18 protein-coding genes are annotated in these 16,447 nt (G+C 63.9%); 13 read left to right on the plus strand and 5 right to left on the minus strand.

What is annotated here, in order from left to right:
- Window positions 1–135: 135 nt before the first annotated feature.
- On the minus strand, window positions 136–900 hold the full coding sequence (gene cobF, locus X741_RS146470; RefSeq protein WP_023779118.1) for a precorrin-6A synthase (deacetylating): 765 nt from the start codon (window positions 898–900) through the stop codon (window positions 136–138).
- A 131-nt stretch (window positions 901–1,031) separates the two neighbouring features.
- On the opposite strand from cobF, the gene X741_RS146465 reads away from it, so the two are divergent.
- The 6 genes from X741_RS146465 to X741_RS146440 all read left to right on the plus strand — a co-directional run bounded on the left by X741_RS146465 (window position 1,032) and on the right by X741_RS146440 (window position 6,658).
- Complete coding sequence (locus X741_RS146465; protein ID WP_023779119.1) at window positions 1,032–2,048, plus strand: DUF4424 domain-containing protein; 1,017 nt, start codon at window positions 1,032–1,034, stop codon at window positions 2,046–2,048.
- Window positions 2,048–2,566 (plus strand): dihydrofolate reductase, encoded by a 519-nt coding sequence (locus X741_RS146460; RefSeq protein WP_023779120.1) that lies wholly within the window; start codon window positions 2,048–2,050, stop codon window positions 2,564–2,566. Before X741_RS146465 ends, X741_RS146460 begins: the two co-directional genes overlap by 1 nt.
- Before the next feature lie 168 nt (window positions 2,567–2,734).
- Window positions 2,735–3,850, plus strand: a complete 1,116-nt coding sequence (hflK, locus tag X741_RS146455) for an FtsH protease activity modulator HflK (protein ID WP_023765058.1) — start codon at window positions 2,735–2,737, stop codon at window positions 3,848–3,850.
- On the plus strand, window positions 3,850–4,794 hold the full coding sequence (locus tag X741_RS146450; RefSeq protein WP_023765057.1) for a protease modulator HflC: 945 nt from the start codon (window positions 3,850–3,852) through the stop codon (window positions 4,792–4,794). Before hflK ends, X741_RS146450 begins: the two co-directional genes overlap by 1 nt.
- Before the next feature lie 7 nt (window positions 4,795–4,801).
- Window positions 4,802–4,990, plus strand: coding sequence for a DUF2065 domain-containing protein (locus tag X741_RS146445; RefSeq protein WP_013894746.1), 189 nt, complete (start codon window positions 4,802–4,804; stop codon window positions 4,988–4,990).
- Window positions 4,991–5,140: 150 nt separating this feature from the next.
- Window positions 5,141–6,658 carry a DegQ family serine endoprotease gene (locus X741_RS146440; RefSeq protein ID WP_023779121.1) on the plus strand — a complete coding sequence of 506 codons (1,518 nt, stop codon included), beginning with the start codon at window positions 5,141–5,143 and terminating at the stop codon, window positions 6,656–6,658.
- A gap of 29 nt (window positions 6,659–6,687) precedes the next feature.
- Here the strand turns inward: X741_RS146440 and X741_RS146435 are convergent, their stop codons facing one another.
- Window positions 6,688–7,260: a GNAT family N-acetyltransferase gene (locus X741_RS146435; RefSeq protein ID WP_023779122.1), complete on the minus strand. Its 573-nt coding sequence runs from the start codon at window positions 7,258–7,260 to the stop codon at window positions 6,688–6,690.
- Window positions 7,257–8,144 carry a phosphoserine phosphatase SerB gene (serB, locus tag X741_RS146430; RefSeq protein WP_023779123.1) on the minus strand — a complete coding sequence of 296 codons (888 nt, stop codon included), beginning with the start codon at window positions 8,142–8,144 and terminating at the stop codon, window positions 7,257–7,259. Before serB ends, X741_RS146435 begins: the two co-directional genes overlap by 4 nt.
- Here serB and miaA point away from each other — a divergent pair.
- Both miaA and X741_RS146425 read left to right on the plus strand, forming a co-directional pair.
- The gene (gene miaA / locus X741_RS0135480) at window positions 8,134–9,099 is read left to right on the plus strand and encodes a tRNA (adenosine(37)-N6)-dimethylallyltransferase MiaA (RefSeq protein WP_031250267.1); all 966 of its coding nucleotides are present in this window, start codon (window positions 8,134–8,136) and stop codon (window positions 9,097–9,099) included. The genes serB and miaA overlap by 11 nt on opposite strands.
- A 105-nt stretch (window positions 9,100–9,204) precedes the next feature.
- A complete protein-coding gene (locus X741_RS146425; RefSeq protein ID WP_023765052.1) occupies window positions 9,205–9,996 on the plus strand; it encodes a GGDEF domain-containing protein in 792 nt (263 codons plus the stop codon).
- Window positions 9,997–10,211: 215 nt separating this feature from the next.
- On the opposite strand, the gene X741_RS146420 is transcribed toward X741_RS146425, so the two are convergent.
- Entirely contained in the window at window positions 10,212–12,047 is a 1,836-nt protein-coding gene (locus X741_RS146420; RefSeq protein WP_023765051.1) for an ATP-binding protein, read from the minus strand.
- 166 nt (window positions 12,048–12,213) lie between these two features.
- On the opposite strand from X741_RS146420, the gene X741_RS146415 reads away from it, so the two are divergent.
- The 3 genes from X741_RS146415 to X741_RS146405 are packed head-to-tail and all read left to right on the plus strand — an operon-like array spanning window position 12,214 to window position 13,679.
- Complete coding sequence (locus X741_RS146415) at window positions 12,214–12,777, plus strand: XRE family transcriptional regulator (RefSeq protein ID WP_023779125.1); 564 nt, start codon at window positions 12,214–12,216, stop codon at window positions 12,775–12,777.
- A gap of 4 nt (window positions 12,778–12,781) precedes the next feature.
- Window positions 12,782–13,090, plus strand: coding sequence for a hypothetical protein (locus tag X741_RS146410; protein WP_023779126.1), 309 nt, complete (start codon window positions 12,782–12,784; stop codon window positions 13,088–13,090).
- Between the two features lie 55 nt (window positions 13,091–13,145).
- Entirely contained in the window at window positions 13,146–13,679 is a 534-nt protein-coding gene (locus X741_RS146405; protein ID WP_023779127.1) for a GNAT family N-acetyltransferase, read from the plus strand.
- Here the strand turns inward: X741_RS146405 and X741_RS146400 are convergent, their stop codons facing one another.
- Window positions 13,680–14,567: a LysR family transcriptional regulator gene (locus X741_RS146400; RefSeq protein WP_023779128.1), complete on the minus strand. Its 888-nt coding sequence runs from the start codon at window positions 14,565–14,567 to the stop codon at window positions 13,680–13,682.
- A 119-nt stretch (window positions 14,568–14,686) separates the two neighbouring features.
- On the opposite strand from X741_RS146400, the gene X741_RS146395 reads away from it, so the two are divergent.
- Both X741_RS146395 and X741_RS146390 read left to right on the plus strand, forming a co-directional pair.
- Window positions 14,687–15,838 (plus strand): gamma-butyrobetaine dioxygenase, encoded by a 1,152-nt coding sequence (locus X741_RS146395; protein ID WP_023779129.1) that lies wholly within the window; start codon window positions 14,687–14,689, stop codon window positions 15,836–15,838.
- Window positions 15,835–16,419 (plus strand): HD domain-containing protein, encoded by a 585-nt coding sequence (locus X741_RS146390; protein ID WP_023779130.1) that lies wholly within the window; start codon window positions 15,835–15,837, stop codon window positions 16,417–16,419. Before X741_RS146395 ends, X741_RS146390 begins: the two co-directional genes overlap by 4 nt.
- Window positions 16,420–16,447 lie beyond the last annotated feature (28 nt).

Consider the following 16,447-nt stretch of genomic DNA (forward strand, 5'->3'; position numbering starts at 1 on the left):
GGGCAGTAGGGCAGTAGGGCAGTAGGGCAGTAGGGCAGTAGGGCAGTAGGGCAGTAATTCGTAGCTGTTTTCCAGCATAAAAAATCCTTCACCTACTGCCCTACTGCCCTACTGCCCTACTGCCTTATTGTCTTCCTATTCGCCTGGCTTGCGCAGCAGATACGTATCCATGATCCAGCCCTTTTTCCGGCGGGCTTCCTCGCGGGTCTGTTCGATCCTGGCGCCGACATCGCGGAGGCGGCCTGAAATGAGGATCTCGTCCGGCGTGCCGAGATAGGCGCCCCAATGGATGGTGACATCCTGGTCGGTCAGCGTGTTGAAGGCGCATTTGCCGTCCAGCATGACGACGGTGCTGCCGGCATTGCCGGCCAGGCCCTCTTCGGTAAGCCTGCGGCCGGTGGTGACCAGGATGGAATCGCCAATGCGGTTCAGCGCCATCTTGTGGCTGGCCGCCAGCGCCTGGATGGCGGTGATGCCGGGGATGACCTCCAGTTCGAAGGCGACATTGCCCCTCAGCCGCACGCGCTCGAGAATGCGCAAGGCGCTATCGTAGAGCGACGGATCGCCCCAGATCAGGAAGGCGCCGCAGCCGCCTTCGGCGATCTCGTCACGGATCAGGGCTTCGTAGATGGCGGCGATGGCTTCGTGCCAGTCGTCGACGGTCGAGCGGTAGGAGGGCGCAGGCTCGGCGCGCACCGGCACGTCGAACTCGACGCGGCGCGATTTCGGATTGGTGACGAAGCGGTCGCAGATCCCGCGCCGCAGGTCGGCGAGTTCGTTTTTCTTCGCGCCCTTGTCGGGAATAAACAGGACGTCCGCCCTGTTCAAGCCGGTTATGGCCTGCACAGTCATGTGGTCGGGATTGCCGGCGCCGATGCCGATGACGAGAAGCGTGCGCATGGAGCGAACTCCTGCCCGATCGGAGCCTGTTAGTCCAGACACCGTGGCGCGGTCATGGGATATGGAAGGGCTTTGAAACGCCACGTTGAAACGGCTAGGGTCATCGCGACATTCTCGCCGAGGGAGCTTTCATGTTGCGATATATGCTGAGCGCGGTGCTGGCCTTCTCGACCGTGCCCGCATTCGCCAATGATTCCGTCGCCGAACTCGGCACCGGCGGCTTGATCCTGTCGCGCAGCGACGCCGTGGCGATGCAAAGCGAGGATCTCTTCATCTCGCCCGAAAAGGTGACGGTCGACTACGTCTTCCACAACAACACCGACAAGGATGTCGATGCGATCGTCGCCTTCCCGATGCCCGACATTTCCGGCAATCCCGAAGAGATGCCGGCCATTCCCGAGAACCAGAGCGACAACTTCCTCGGCTTCGAGGTGACGATCGACGGTGTCGCGGCAAAGCCGCAGCTCGAGCAGAAGGTGTTCGCGCTCGGCATCGACATCAGCGCCGATTTGAAGGCGCAGAATGTGCCGTTCAATCCGTTCGGCGACGCGGCCAAGGCTGCCCTGGCGAAGCTGCCGCAAGCGGTGGCCGACGATTGGGTCAATCGCGGCATCATCATCGAGGACACCGCCGATGACGGGAGCGGTATGAAGTCCAGCTATGCGCCGTTCTGGCAGCTCCGCTCGACCTATTGGTGGCGCTCGACGTTTCCCGCCAACAAGGACGTTCATGTCGCGCACCGCTACAAGCCGAGCGTCGGCGGCACCTCTTCGGTCAGTTTTTTCAACGAGGGCCAGTTCCAGGGCGCATATGCGGCCTACAAGACTCGCTACTGCATGGACGACACGTTTGAAAAAGCGGTGCGGAAGGCTGCGAAGGACAGTCCCGACGGCTACCCGAAATATTATGAAAGCCGCATCGCCTATATCCTGACCACGGGTGGCAATTGGGCGGCGGGTACCATCGGCAAGTTCAAGCTGACCATCGACAAGGGCAACCCGAAGGCGCTGGTCTCGTTCTGCGGCGACAATGTCAAAAAGGTTGGGCCGACGAGCTTCGAGATGACCGCTGACGATTTCTATCCCGAGCGCGACATCGACATCCTCCTGCTCGAACCGTCGGACAGCAGCGGCGGGGACGCGAACTGATGCATGTCGCGATCTACGTTGCCATCGCCGAGAATGGCGTGATCGGCCGGAATGGCGGGCTGCCCTGGCGGCTCTCCACCGATCTCAAGCGGTTCAAGGCCGACACGATGGGCAAGCCCATCATCATGGGCCGCAAGACCTTTGAAGGCATCGGCCGGCCCCTGCCGGGCAGGCTGAACATCGTCGTCACGCGTGACAAGGCCTGGCGCGCCGAGGGCGTCGAGGTGGCGCATACGCTGGAAGCCGCGATCCAGCTGGCGAATGTGCGCGGACGCTGCATGACCGGCGTGGACGAGGTCTGCGTCATCGGCGGCGGCGAGATCTATGCCCAGGCACTGCCACTGGCCGACCGGCTGCACGTCACCCATGTTCTGGCCACGGTCGATGGCGACGCGCATTTTCCGCCGATCGACCCGAAATCCTGGCGTATGGTGAGTGCGCAGGAGGTTCCCGCCGGGGAAAAGGACAGCCACGCGACGCGCTATTCGGTTTACGAGCGCCGCCGCGAGATACATTGATAGACAAAAAGGGCATTGAAAGACGACAAAGGGTCGCGAGCGGTCCAAATCGGACGAAGTCGGCGGCGCATCGCGTTGAAAGCGTGCCGTGGCGACCCTATAGAAGAACAACACTGGATTTGCGCCGTAACTCCGGCGCTTGAGGGAATTCCAAGCGAAAGGACATTCATGCCCTGGAACGACAAGAGTGGCGGAGGCGGCGGCCCGTGGGGCGGCGGCGGCAACAATCAGGGACCCTGGGGGCAGGGGCCAAAGGGACCGAGCGGCCCGCAGGGCTCGCCTCCCGACCTCGAAGACATCATCCGCCGCGGCCAGGACAGGCTGCGGCGCGCGCTGCCCGGGGGTGGCGGCGCCAGCCCGGCCGTGTTCGGGCTGATCGCCGCTGTACTGGTCGTTCTATGGGCGTTCCAGGCGGTCTATACCGTGCAGCCGGACGAGGTCGCGGTCGAACTGCGCTTTGGCAAGCCGAAGCCTGAACTCTCCCAGCCCGGCCTGCATTTCCACTGGTGGCCGCTTGAAACCGTCGAGACGGCAAAGATTTCCGAGCAGCTCGTCGACATTGGCGGCGGCAACACCAGCGGCAACGGCCTGATGCTTTCGGGCGACCAGAACATCGTCAACGTGCAGTTTTCGGTGGCCTATCAGGTGTCCGATCCTCGGGCCTATCTGTTCGACGTCTCCGACCCGGACGGCATGCTGCGGCAGGTCGCCGAAAGCGCCATGCGCGAAGCCGTGGGCCGCAGGCCGGCACAGGACATCTTCCGCGATGACCGCCAGGGCATAGCGGCGTCGGTGCGCGAAATCATCCAGACGACGCTGGACGGCTACAAGGCCGGTCTCAACGTCAACGCCGTCTCGATAGAGGACGCAGCACCGCCACGCGAAGTGGCCGACGCCTTCGACGAGGTGCAGCGTGCCGAGCAGGACGAGGACAAGTTCGTCGAGCAGGCCAATCAGTATTCCAACCAGAAGCTTGGCCAGGCTCGCGGTGAGGCGGCACAGGTTCGCGAAGACGCGGCCGCCTACAAGAACAGGGTCGTGCAGGAAGCCGAAGGTGAGGCCCAGCGCTTCATCTCGGTCTATGACGAATATGTCAAAGCGCCCGACGTCACGCGCAAACGCCTTTATCTTGAAACCATGGAGAGGGTTCTGAAGGACTCGAGCAAGGTCATCGTCGAGCAGGGCAACGGACAAGGTGTCGTGCCCTATCTGCCGCTGCCTGCACTGCAGCCCAAGCCGCCGGCACCAGCCGCGCCTGCCGCGAACACGGGAGGGAACCAGTGATGGCCAACCGTCTTCCCATCGTCGCCGTCGTCGCGGCGGTCATCCTCTTCCTGATCTATTCCTCCGTCTTCGTGGTCAATGCGCGCCAGCAGGCGCTGGTGTTGAGGTTCGGCGAGATCGTCGACGTCAAGAGCGAACCCGGCATCTATTTCAAGGCGCCGTTCTCGTTCTTCGACGCCGACACGGTGCAACTGATCGAGAACAGGGTGCTGCGCTTCGACCTGGACAATATCCGCGTCCAGGTGTCGGGCGGCAAATTCTACGAAGTCGATGCCTTCATCGCCTATCGCATCTCGGATCCGCGCGTCTTCCGTGCCGCCGTGTCCGGCCAGATCGAACTGGCGGAAGCGCGGCTCAGGACGCGTCTCGACGCTGCCTTGCGCCGCGTCTACGGTCTGCGCGACTTCGAGGCCGCGCTTTCGGAACAGCGTGCGGTGATGATGCGCGAAGTGCGCGATCAGCTCCGGCCCGACGCCACGTCGCTTGGCCTGCAGATCGAGGATGTCCGCATCCGCCGTACCGACCTGACGGCCGAGGTTTCGCAGCAGACCTACGATCGCATGAAGGCGGAGCGGCTGGCCGAGGCCGCCAGGCTGCGGGCACGCGGCAACGAAGCGGCACAGCGCATCACGGCACGCGCCGATCGTGAAGTCGTCGAGATCGTGGCCGAAGCGCAGAAGGAGTCCGAGATCCTGCGCGGCGAGGGCGAAGCCCAGCGCAGCGCCACCTTCGCGGGAGCTTACCAGCGCGACCCGGCTTTCTTCGATTTCTACCGGTCGATGAATGCCTATGGCACCGCGCTGGACAACACCGGGACGACGATGGTGCTGTCGCCGAGCTCCGAGTTCTTCCGCTTCTTCCGCAATCCCGACGGCAAGGAAGGGCCGGCAAACCCGGCACCGGCGCCCGCCGCGCCGGCGACACAACCCAGCACCGGCCAGTAACGGGCCGGTGCAGGATTTCTTCGCGGCGATAGGCCTGGTCCTTGTCATAGAGGGCCTGGTCTATGGCGGTTTCCCCGGCTTTGCGAGGAAGCTCGCGGGCGAGGTGCTGTCCATGCCGGAAAATGCGTTGCGGATCGGCGGCCTGGTGGCGATCGCCATCGGTGTCGGCATCGTCTGGCTGGTGCGCGGCGGATGAGAGCGGCCGGCTTTCGTCTCCGGAATAATGGAGGATTTATCCTCTGCCGACAGTCATAGCCGCAAACGTGCCGTATTTTTTGCCAACATGGCGCAACGCGGTATCTTGGCCATTGCGCTTTCTTTTTCAGACATACCGGGAGGCTTCTCAATGACATCCACACTCTTCTTGCGCGCGGCACGGCGGACGTTCATCGCTGGCGCGGCGGCGCTTCTCGTCGGCGCCGTTGCTGTCCCGTCCTTCGTGACCCCGACATTGGCCGCCGACGGGCCTGCCTCGGTGGCGGACCTTGCGCAAGGCCTGCTCGGCGCGGTGGTTAACATCTCGACCTCGCAGACGGTGAAGGGCACGGAAGGTCCGGGCGCGGTGCCGATGCCGCAGCTGCCCGAGGGCTCGCCCTTCCAGGACTTCTTCGACGATTTCTTCAAGAACCGCGGCGGCGACAAGGACAATGGCGCGCAGAAAGTGCAGTCGCTGGGGTCCGGTTTCGTCATCGACGCCGAACAGGGCATCGTCGTCACCAACAACCATGTGATCGCCGACGCCGACGACATCGAGGTCAACTTCTCCGACGGCATAACGTTGAAGGCGACGCTGGTCGGTACCGACACCAAGACGGATGTCGCGGTGCTGAAGGTCGATCCGAAAGGCCACAAGCTGACGGCGGTGAAGTTCGGCGATTCCACCAAGATGCGCGTCGGCGACTGGGTGATGGCGATCGGCAATCCGTTCGGCCTTGGCGGCACGGTCACGGTCGGCATCGTCTCGGCCCGCAACCGCGACATCAATTCCGGCCCCTATGACGATTTCATCCAGACCGACGCCGCGATCAACCGCGGCAATTCCGGCGGACCGCTGTTCAACAGCGCCGGCGAGGTCATCGGCATCAACACGGCGATCATTTCGCCGTCCGGCGGCTCGATCGGCATCGGCTTCTCAATCCCCTCGCAGCTCGCCTCGGGCGTTGTCGAACAGCTACGCCAGTATGGCGAGACACGGCGCGGCTGGCTTGGCGTGCGCATCCAGCCGGTGACGGACGACATCGCCGAGAGCCTTGGCATGGCGACCGCCAAGGGCGCGCTGGTCGCCGGCGTCATCAAGGGCGGTCCTGTCGACAACGGCACCATCCAGGCCGGCGACGTCATCCTCAAGTTCGACGGCAAGGACATCCATGAAATGCGCGACCTGCCGCGCGTGGTCGCCGAAAGCCCGGTCGGCAAGGCGGTCGACGTGCTGATCGTGCGCAAGGGCGTCGAGCAGACCGTGAAGGTGACGCTCGGCCGGCTCGAGGATGGCGAGAAGGCTGCCAGCGCCGAGGAAGGCGGCAACACCGACCAGGACAAGGGCGACAAGGCTCCGGCCGTCTCGACGGCTTCCGTGCTCGGCATGACCGTCGGCGAACTCAATGACGAGACGCGCAAGAAGTTCAGCATCGCGGCCGACGTGTCGGGCGTCGTCATCACCGATGTCGCCAAGGATTCGGCTGCCTCGGAGCGCGGCATCCAGCCCGGCGAGGTGATCACCGAGATCGCCCAGGAATCGGTCGCTACGCCCAAGGACGTCATGGACCGGATCGGCGCCCTTAAGGAGCAGGGGCGCAAGAACGCGCTGCTGATGCTGGCGTCGAAGACCGGAGAGTTGCGCTTCGTGACGATCAGGATGGATTGAGATTTCAATCCGGCGATTCAAAAAGGCGGCTAACCGGCCGCCTTTTTTCTTGCTTGCCAGTCCTTGCGCGAAAGCCGGTAGAGCACATGCCGCTTGAGTGCGGGGTGGCTGTCGGGAATGTCGGGATGATCGAAATCGGCCGATGGATCGGCTGTCATGCCGAGACGTTCCATGACGGCCGTGGAGGGGCGGTTGGCCGCGACGGCGAATGACACAATTTCATCGAGGCCAAGCGTCTCGAAGCCGTAAGCCAGCCACGCCTCGGCTGCCTCGGTGACGTAACCCTTGCCCCAGAACTCAGGCGCCAGCCGCCAGCCGATCTCGACGGTGCCGGCCGGCAGGGACGGCACATGATCGGTGTCGAGCAGGCCGACAAAGCCGATGCACTCGCCCGTGGCGACAATTTCGGCTGCCGCGAAACCGTAACCATCCTCAGCGATCCGGGCGCGGAACTCATCCATCTTGGCGTCCGCCTGGGCGCGGTCGCCGCGGAACGGGAAGAATTCCATGACCCGTTCGTCGGAGTTGATGCGGTGGAACAGGTCGCGGTCGCGATCTTCCCAGTTGCGCAGGATCAGGCGCTCGGTTCGCATTGGTTTCATTGCACGAATTCTTCCTGGCGATAGCCCTGCAGATAGAGCAATGCGGTCAGGTCGCCATGGTCGATCCGAACCTTGGCCTGGGCCGCCACGGTCGGCTTGGCATGGAGCGCGACACCGGTGCCGGCCATGCGGATCATGTCCAGATCGTTGGCGCCATCGCCGACAGCGATCGCATCGGCCGGAGTCAGGCCGAGGCGGGCCGTGATTTCGAGCAGCGCGTCGGCCTTGGCGGCGCGGCCAAGGATCGGCTCGCCGACCAGCCCGGTGAAGCATCCGTCCTGTTCAAGCAAGCGGTTGGCACGGTGCTCCTGGAACCCAAGCATGGCCGCGATGCGCGTGGTGAAGACTTCGAAGCCGCCAGACACGAGCGCCGTCCAGGCGCCGTTGGCGCGCATGGTCTGGACCAGGGCGCGGCCGCCCGAGGCCAATGTCAGCCGGTTGGTGACGATGCGGTCGACCACGGCGGCTTCGAGGCCCTTCAGCAGCGCCACGCGTTCGCGCAGCGCTGGTTCGAAAGCGATCTCGCCATTCATCGACCGCGCCGTGATGACGGCAACACGATCCTTGACGCCGATCTCGTCGGCCAGTTCGTCGATGCATTCCTGGTCGATCATGGTCGAATCCATGTCGGCGATGAGGATCTTCTTTCGCCTGGCGTCAGCCTGCTGGACGATCACGTCGACCGGCTCCGCGGCCAGCGCGGCGCGCAGGACGGCGGTGGTTTCGGCGGCGTCGGCTTCTTGCAGCAGGGCAAGATCGCAAGCAATTCCTTCGGCCAGCCAGACGACGGCGCTTGCGCCCACCGACCGCGAGGCCATATTCGCAAGCGACGGCGACAGAGCGCGGTCAGCGGGACGGGAAACAAGCGTGGCAATGAGCGGCATCGAGAATTCCGGCGCAGGTGCGGGCCAAGGCCGCGTGACGAACGCGATCCTGATAGCCGGGCCGACCGCCAGCGGCAAGTCGGCACTGGCGCTCGACGTGGCCGAACGCACGGGTGGCGTCATCGTCAACACCGATTCCATGCAAGGCTATTCGGTTCTCGACCTGCTGACCGCCAGGCCGGAGGCAGCCGACCTCGCACGGGCGCCGCATTTTCTCTATGGGCATGTCCATCCCGGCACCGCCTACTCGACGGGAGCATGGCTGCGCGACGTCACGAAGCTGATCGATGACGGCGCGCTCTCGCGGCGGCCGATCTTCGTCGGCGGCACAGGGCTCTACTTCCGCGCGCTGGCAGAGGGCATTTCGGACATGCCCGACATTCCCCAGCAGGTGCGCGACCGTTGGCGCTACGAGCTGAAGGAACGGGGATCGGTCAAGCTGCATGGCATCCTGCTGCGCGAGGATTCGAGAACCGCCATGCAATTGAAGCCCACCGACAGCCAGCGCATCGTGCGCGCGCTCGAGGTGCTCGACGCATCCGGCCGATCGATCCTGGAATGGCAAGCCGAGCGCGGCCGGCCACTCATCGACAGGCAGACGGCGCATTTCCTGGTCATCGAGCCGGACCGGGCCATGCTGGTCAATCGCATCGAAAGGCGTTTCGACCAGATGCTGGACAAAGGTGCGCTGGAGGAAGTCAGGCAACTTGCGGCCCTTCGTCTCGATCCGGACCTGCCGGCGATGAAGGCGATCGGCGTTCGTGAGCTGCAGGGCGCGATGGCCGGGCAATCCAGTTTTCCCGAGGCGATCGAACGCGCCAAGATCGCGACCCGGCAATATGCCAAGCGGCAGGCGACCTGGTTCCGGCATCAACTGGGGCCGGAATGGCAAAGATTGCGCCCTGGTGACGATCTCGAAACCACGATCCAAGCACTTGTTGCTAATACAACCTGAAAAGTTGACCCCAAGGAAAGAGTTCCCGCCGAGGTTGTCCAAGTTAACGCTCCGTAAGTCGGTCCGTGCCATAAAGTCGATGGGCACTTTTCCATCGGGGAGCAGATGCGTTTCCATAAGGCGGAATCAGCATTTTTCGTCTTTATCTTCGTGATCCTGGCCGCGGGCCTGGTGACGCTGCATGCCTATGGACAACTGCAATCCTTCGCCACGGAACTCCATACGGCTTCGGGCCTGGACAAGGTCATCTACCTCAACAAGCTCTTGTTCGCGACCGGCGTGTTGCTTGCGACCGCACTGTTTTTCGGCATCTTCTTCATCTACCCGCTGATCCGCAAACAGGCGACGGAGGAAGGCAAGCTGCGCGCCATGACGGTTTCGCTCAGCGCGCGCTCCGAAACGCTCGAGCACGCGGCCCTGACCGACAGCCTGACCGGGATGCAGAACCGGCGTTATTTCGATGACGCGCTGAAGGAATATCTCGAAGAGTTCAGGCGCATCGAAAAGCCGGTCGGGCTGATGATCCTCGATCTCGATCATTTCAAGCAGGTCAACGACACACACGGCCACGACGTCGGCGACGAGGTGCTGAGGGCCGTGGCCAGTTGCCTGAAGGACATGACGCGCTACCACGACGTGGTGGCGCGGCTGGGCGGCGAGGAGTTTGCCGTGGTTACGCCCAACATGGACGCGGAGCTTCTGGGCAAGTTTGCCGAGCGCATCCGCAAGGCGATCGCCAACATGTCGGTGCTGACAGGCAATGTCCGGCTCAAGATCACGACCAGTGTCGGCCTTGCCGTCTGGGACAGGCAGGAAACGGCGGAAGGTTTCTATCGCCGCGCCGACCGCCAACTCTACGAGGCGAAGAGGCAAGGCCGCAACCGCGTCTGCGCCTAAAATCCCATCATTGAATTCGTGAGGCTGGCCGTTTGCCGCTGTTTTCTGCGCTTCCGGTGCTCACGGACTGAATGTCCGCTCCGCTCCGGTTCTCGAAAACAGCACCACCCGGACTCAGCCTGACGAATTCCCTGATGGGATTTGCCCAAGCTGGCCAACGAAGCTGGCCCTTGGATGTTGCTCGGAGCTATCGACGGACGGACTTGACGCCAGGCTCAATCGTTCTGCGGGCGCAGGCCGAAGGTGGCGGGCTTGAGGCCGTAGCGCATGTCGAAATCGTCGTCCGATTGGACGCGGGTGGTGGCTGGCGGCTTGCGGTAGTCGGGATCGCCTGCCTGCCTGCCGGAATCGACCACTTCGGCGAACGGCATGCCTTGCGGCTGCGGCTTCGGCACGTTGCGCAGCCGCTCGACGATCGCCACCAGATCGACGTCGTCGTTTAATTTCGCCGCCTCCTGCTGCTCTCGCTTCGCAGCGCCTGGAAGCAACTCGGCGGGCAGTCTTTCGAACTTCAGCCGCATGGTTGTCGCCACGCCTTCGCCGAAGGCGATGGCTTCGCGCTGGCCCATGGACGACAGGAAGGCGAGTGTGGAGGCGGACGAGTCGGCGATTGCCGAACGGATGATCGCCTGGTCCTGCTCGTTGGCGAGGCGCATGGCGAAGAAGGTCGAGCATTGCGACAGGATGGTCGGGTCGAGTTCGCCCGGACGCTGGGTGACGACACCGAGATAGCAGCCGTATTTGCGGCCCTCCTTGGCGATGCGCGACAGCGCGTGCCTGGTCGGCGCGAAGCCGAGGCGGGCATCGGCCGGCATGTAGCGATGCGCCTCTTCGCACAGCAACAGAAGCTGCAGCTTGCCTTCGCTCCACAAAGCAAGGTCGAAAGCCAGGCGCGCCAGCACCGAACAGACGGAATTGACCACTTCGGAGGGCATGCCGGCCATCTCGAAGCAGGTCACCGGCCGGCCATGATGCGGCACGCGGAAGATGTTGCCGATCGTCTCGTGGATGGTGTCCTCGATCAGGCGCGAACTGAACATGAAGCGGTAGCGCGGATCGGCGGCCGCCGATTCGATGCGCGTCTTCAATGATTTGAGCGTCGGGCGCTCGTTCTTGCTTTCGAGCATGCCCGTGCGCTCGTCGATCTGCTTGAGCAGGTCGGCGATGCGGTAGGGTACCGGCGTATCGGCGGTCAGCGCATCGTTGCCGCGCCTGAGGTAGGCGCCCGAATTCGGATTGCGGTAGAGGTTCTTGGCGAGCGGAATGAGGTCGCGCAGCGCGTCGATCTCCTCCGGCACCGTCTCGCGCCCGCGAAACAGCACCTCGGCGAACTCCTCAAGCTTGAACATCCAGAACGGCAGGTCGAGCGTCTTGGAATCGACCCTGACGCAATATTCGGGCAGCGATGCCGCGAACTCGTTGTGCGGGTCGAGGATCAGGATGCGCAGATCCGGCCGCGCCGCGATCGATTTGCGCAGCAGGAGCGAGACGGCGGTGGACTTGCCGACGCCGGTGGTGCCGACGATGGCGAAGTGCCGCGCCAGCGTGTCGTCGATGGCGATGTTGGCGGCGATCGTCTCGTCCTGCGACAGCGAACCGATGGTGATGGAATGGCGCCCGGCCAGATCGTAGACCGCCTGCAGATCCCGGCTGCGGATGCGGTGCGCGACGGCGCCGATATGCGGATAGGTGGTGATGCCGCGGTCGAAGATCGGCTTGGCGCCGGGCTCGGCGCCGTCACGCACTTCGCCGATCAACTCGATGCTGACCTCGATGGCGTTCTGGCCTTCATTGTTCCAGGCGCGGTCCGACTTGCCGATCGCATAGACGAGACCAACGGTGCGCGTCGTGCCCAGATTGATCGAGATCATCTTGCCGACCGTCCACAGGCCGGTGACCGCGCCGTCGACTTCGTCGGCAAAGGCGCTGATGGTGGCGCGGGCGCCGTCGCATTGCACGACATTGCCAAGGATGCGCCTGTCGTTCTGCTCTGCGTGGCGGCGCTCCTGCGATGTCGGTTCTCCGACGGAAGCTTCGCGTTCGACAAACATGGACAGGACAATCCCCATTTCCCTGGAGCATCGAACCTACAGGAACGGGGTTAAGGTCGGGTGAGGTCGGATGGTGTAGAGAGGATTAAAGAGCCAGTTAAAATTGTCGTGGGATGGCTCTTCTCCCATCTTGTCTCCAATCTTGGAATTTCGTTATACTGGACGAATGGATGATATAGCGAACGAAATTTCCTCCACCATCGGCAGGCGGATACACGCCGAGAGGATCATGCGCGACTGGTCGCTGGCGGAGCTTGCCGAGCGATCCGCGGTGTCCAAGGCGATGCTGAGCACGATCGAGCGCGGCAAGACCAGCCCGACCGCGGCTCTTCTGGTGCGGATCGCCGCCGCCTTCGGCATGACGCTGTCGACCTTGATCGCGCGGGCGGAATTGCAGGGCGGCGGGCTGCTGCGCGAGGGCGATCAGCCGGTATGGCGCGATCCCGATACCGGCTATGTCAGGCGGCATCTTTCGCCGGCCTGCGACATGCCGCTCGAACTGATCAAGGTGCATCTGCCGGCGGGCGCCAAGGTCAGTTTTCCGGCCGCGTCCTACGCCTTCATCAAACAGCAGATATGGCTGATTTCCGGGCGGCTGGAATTCATCGAAGGCGATGTGGCGCACAAGCTCGAGCCCGGCGACTGCCTGGCGCTCGGAGCGCCGTCGGACTGCACCTTCCATGCGTTGGAGCCGGGCGCCGACTATCTCGTGGCGCTGGTCAGGGGCTGAGATCATGGCAAGACGGCCAAAGCGCTCCCACAATGGGGGGCCGCCTCTCGATGAGTACAAGGGACCGCTATGGGGCAAGGGCGAGCCCTACATCTTCCTCGCCTGGCAGGCCGCTCATGCCAAGGCATGGAAGGCGCCGAGCCGCGATGTCATGCTGATGCGGATGGACAAGGCCGAGCGGCTGGGCCTGACCTATGAGGAATACACGCTCGAGATCCTGGAGCGCGGGCTCCATCTCGGGCAAGAAGACACCGACCGCATCAGCGCCATCAAGGCCGCGCGCAAACGGCGCCGCGTGCGCCAACTGGGCTGACCGGGGGCGAGCTTGCGTCACCCTCCTTTCACTGTTTCCAAAGGATATCGAAGGCATGAATTCCATCGAAATCGAAGCCCTCGGCGCACGTCCGGACACGCTGTCGATGCTGACTGACCTGCTGGTCGAAACGGTTGCCGCCGGCGGATCGGTCAGCTTCATGCATCCGCTGGCGCCGGAAGCGGCGACCGCATTCTGGGAAAGATCGTTGGCAGCCGCGGCAAAAGGGGAAAGGGCGGTGCTTGGCGCCTGGGACGGCAAGGCCCTGGTCGGCACGGTCACCCTGCTGCTCGACTGCCCACCCAACCAGCCGCACCGGGCCGAGATCGCCAAGCTGATGACATCGGTCGAACACCGGGGCAGGGGTATCGGGACGCGCCTGATGCGGGCCGCGGAGCGTGTCGCCGTCGAGAAGGGGCGCACGCTGCTGGTTCTGGATACGGCGACGGAGGAAGGCGCTGCGGGCCTCTACGAGAAGCTTGGTTTCACCCTGGCCGGCGAAATCCCGGACTATGCGCTGAAACCGCATGGCGGCCTGACCGGCACGCTGATCTACTGGAAGCGTATCGGCACACGGGTAGGGGTATAGTCAGGACGAGGCCACACCGGAGAAGCGCCCCAGCAGCCAGGTGCGGAAATCCTGCTCGGCGCTGGTGAGCCGTGCGGTCGATGCCTTGGTCAGGAAATGCCCCGAGCTGCTGGAAAGCTCGAAATCCGAGAGCCTGACCAGCGTGCCGCTGTCGAGCGCCGCATCGATCAGAGGGCGCGACCCCAAAAGCACGCCGGCACCGGCGCTCGCCGCTTCCATGGCGGCGACGAAACTGTCGAAGCGGTGCGATCGCTGGAGGTGGCCAGCCAATCCGGCCGCCGCGAACCATTCCGCCCACATTTCGCGTGCGCCGGCGACCAGAAGCAGCGGCAGGGATGTCCAATCGGCGTCGGCGGCCAAGGCTGGAGCCGCCACCGGCACCAGCCGCTCGGCGGTCAGCCTGTCGGCCTCGCGCCCGGGAAAGGCGCCGTTGCCGAAGCGGATGTCGAGTGCCGACCCCGGCAGATCGTAGTCGGTCGGGCGGTGGATCGTCACAAGATCGAGCTGGATGCGCGGCAGTGCCCCGGCGAGATCGGGAAGTGCCGGAACCAGCACCAGCAAGGCGAAGGAGATCGGCACCCGGATCGAGACGGTCTGGACGGCGCGCGGCTCGAACAGTTCGGTCGTGCTGCTGGAGATGGTGGCGAAGGCCGACTGGATGTGGGGCAGGTAGGCGGCGCCTTCCGGCGACAGCGCGACGCCTCGCGCCAGCCGCGAGAACAGCCGGGTCTTCAGCCGCTCCTCCAGAAACCGGATGTGCTGGCTGACGGCCGCTTGGGTCAGTCCGAGTTCGGCCGCCGCAGCCGTGAAATTCGACAGCCGCGCAGCGGCCTCGAAACTGCGCAGCCAGTCGAGCGACGGCAAGGCGGGAACGGTTTTTCGAGCCATTAGCTATCCACAGTCTTTGGCCAAAAAATGATAATTTGAGTTATGCCTGCCGTGGGGCGAACATGCAATCGAAACCCTGCGGATCGGACCGTGGGGTGTAGCGGACAGGACGGATTTCCATGCTCACCCACGCACTGGTCGGCGACGAAGGCAGAACCATCGAACTTGGCTGGAAGGATGGGAGGCGCACCCGCTTTCACGCCATCTGGCTGCGCGACAACGCGCTCGACGACAAGACTCGCAGCGCCGGCAACGGCCAGCGCCTCATCACTATCCTCGACATTCCGGCCGAGACGAGAATTGGCGCGGCGGCGATCAAGGCCGGCATGCTGGAGGTCAGCTTCGTGCCGGAAGGAAAAACGGTCAGCTTTCCCGCGCAATGGCTGAGTGCCAACGCCTATGACCGCGATGAGCTCCGCCAGCCCGGCTGGACAGGCGATATCATCCAGCGCTGGACCAAAGCGACGATGCAGAATTCGCTGCCGCGCGCCAGTTACCCGGCAGCCAGTCACAGCCGCGGTGTCCTGCGGGAATGCCTTTCGGCGGTGAGGACCTATGGCTTTGCGGTGATGGACGGCCTGCCTGCCGAATCCGGAGCCCTTTGCAAAGTGTCCGACCTGTTCGGCTACATCAGGGAAACCAATTACGGCCGCTGGTTCGAGGTGCGCGCCGAGGTCAATCCAAACAATCTTGCCTACACCAATCTCGGCCTCCAGGCACACACCGACAATCCCTATCGCGATCCGGTGCCGACGCTGCAGATCCTGTCCTGCATCGAGAATACGGTGGAGGGCGGCGAATCGAGCGTTGTCGACGGTTTTGCCGTCGCGGCTGCCTTGCAGGCCGAGAACCCGGAAGGCTTCCGGCTGTTGAGTGCATGTCCGGCGCGTTTCGAATATGCCGGCTCGTCGGGCGTGCGGCTGCAGGCCAAGCGTCCGATGATCGAGCTCGGTCCCGATGGCGAACTGATCTGCATCCGCTTCAACAACCGCTCGCTGGCGCCGGCCGTCGACGTCCCCTTCGCCGACATGGGCGCCTACTACGCCGCCTATCGCCGGTTCGCCGAGCTGATCGAGGATCCGTCCTTCGAAGTTACCTTCAAGCTCGAGCCCGGCCAGGCCTTCATCGTCGACAACACGCGGGTCATGCATGCCCGCAAGGCGTTTTCGGGCACCGGCAAGCGCTGGCTGCAAGGGTGCTATGCCGACAAGGACGGTCTGTTGTCGACGCTCGCCGCGATCGAGCAAGGTTTCAAGGAGGCCGCGGAATGAGCGGCCAGGATTTGAACGCGGACAACATCGTCGAATTCATCACCGACATTTTCGAGCGCCGGGGTGCGGAATCCTATCTGGGCGAGCCGGTGACGATGTCCGAGCACATGCTGCAGGGGGCATGGCTGGCGGAGCAGGACGGTGCGCCCGAGGTGCTGGTGGCGGCCGCGCTGCTGCACGATATCGGCCACTATACCAGCGAGTTCGGCACCTACTCGCCCGAGGATGTCGAGGACAAGCACCATGACGAAGCCGGCGGCGAGGTGCTGGCGCCCTTCTTTCCGCCTGTCATCGTCGAATGCGTGAGGCTGCATGTGGCGGCCAAGCGCTATCTCTGCGCCACCGACGCGACCTATTTCTCCAAGCTGTCGCCGGCTTCGGTTCATACGCTGTCGCTGCAGGGCGGACCGATGAACGCCGACGAGGTGGCCGAGTTCCGCAAGAACCCGTTCCATGAGGAAGCGGTTCGGGTTCGCATCTGGGACGAGGGCGGCAAGGTCGCCGACATGAAGACGCGGGCGTTTCGCGACTATGTGCCGTTGCTGCAGCGGGTCGTTCGCGACTTCGCCAACCGCGCCTGACGCAACCAGTCACCGGGAGGAGACCGCC

The sequence above is a fragment of the Mesorhizobium sp. LNHC221B00 genome (assembly GCF_000502935.1).
Taxonomy (GTDB): domain Bacteria; phylum Pseudomonadota; class Alphaproteobacteria; order Rhizobiales; family Rhizobiaceae; genus Mesorhizobium; species Mesorhizobium opportunistum.

Bases quoted from the DNA above. Each gene is read 5' to 3' on its own strand.
- X741_RS146390 (WP_023779130.1), top strand. From the start codon at position 15,835: ATGAGCGGCCAGGATTTGAACGCGGACAACATCGTCGAATTCATCACC.
- X741_RS146465 (WP_023779119.1), top strand. From the start codon at position 1,032: ATGTTGCGATATATGCTGAGCGCGGTGCTGGCCTTCTCGACCGTGCCC.
- X741_RS146450 (WP_023765057.1), top strand. From the start codon at position 3,850: ATGGCCAACCGTCTTCCCATCGTCGCCGTCGTCGCGGCGGTCATCCTC.
- X741_RS146460 (WP_023779120.1), top strand. From the start codon at position 2,048: ATGCATGTCGCGATCTACGTTGCCATCGCCGAGAATGGCGTGATCGGC.
- X741_RS146420 (WP_023765051.1), bottom strand. From the start codon at position 12,047: ATGTTTGTCGAACGCGAAGCTTCCGTCGGAGAACCGACATCGCAGGAG.
- hflK (WP_023765058.1), top strand. From the start codon at position 2,735: ATGCCCTGGAACGACAAGAGTGGCGGAGGCGGCGGCCCGTGGGGCGGC.
- X741_RS146395 (WP_023779129.1), top strand. From the start codon at position 14,687: ATGCTCACCCACGCACTGGTCGGCGACGAAGGCAGAACCATCGAACTT.
- X741_RS146410 (WP_023779126.1), top strand. From the start codon at position 12,782: ATGGCAAGACGGCCAAAGCGCTCCCACAATGGGGGGCCGCCTCTCGAT.
- X741_RS146440 (WP_023779121.1), top strand. From the start codon at position 5,141: ATGACATCCACACTCTTCTTGCGCGCGGCACGGCGGACGTTCATCGCT.
- X741_RS146415 (WP_023779125.1), top strand. From the start codon at position 12,214: ATGGATGATATAGCGAACGAAATTTCCTCCACCATCGGCAGGCGGATA.
- X741_RS146425 (WP_023765052.1), top strand. From the start codon at position 9,205: ATGCGTTTCCATAAGGCGGAATCAGCATTTTTCGTCTTTATCTTCGTG.
- X741_RS146405 (WP_023779127.1), top strand. From the start codon at position 13,146: ATGAATTCCATCGAAATCGAAGCCCTCGGCGCACGTCCGGACACGCTG.
- X741_RS146435 (WP_023779122.1), bottom strand. From the start codon at position 7,260: ATGAAACCAATGCGAACCGAGCGCCTGATCCTGCGCAACTGGGAAGAT.
- cobF (WP_023779118.1), bottom strand. From the start codon at position 900: ATGCGCACGCTTCTCGTCATCGGCATCGGCGCCGGCAATCCCGACCAC.
- X741_RS146400 (WP_023779128.1), bottom strand. From the start codon at position 14,567: ATGGCTCGAAAAACCGTTCCCGCCTTGCCGTCGCTCGACTGGCTGCGC.
- miaA (WP_031250267.1), top strand. From the start codon at position 8,134: ATGAGCGGCATCGAGAATTCCGGCGCAGGTGCGGGCCAAGGCCGCGTG.
- serB (WP_023779123.1), bottom strand. From the start codon at position 8,144: ATGCCGCTCATTGCCACGCTTGTTTCCCGTCCCGCTGACCGCGCTCTG.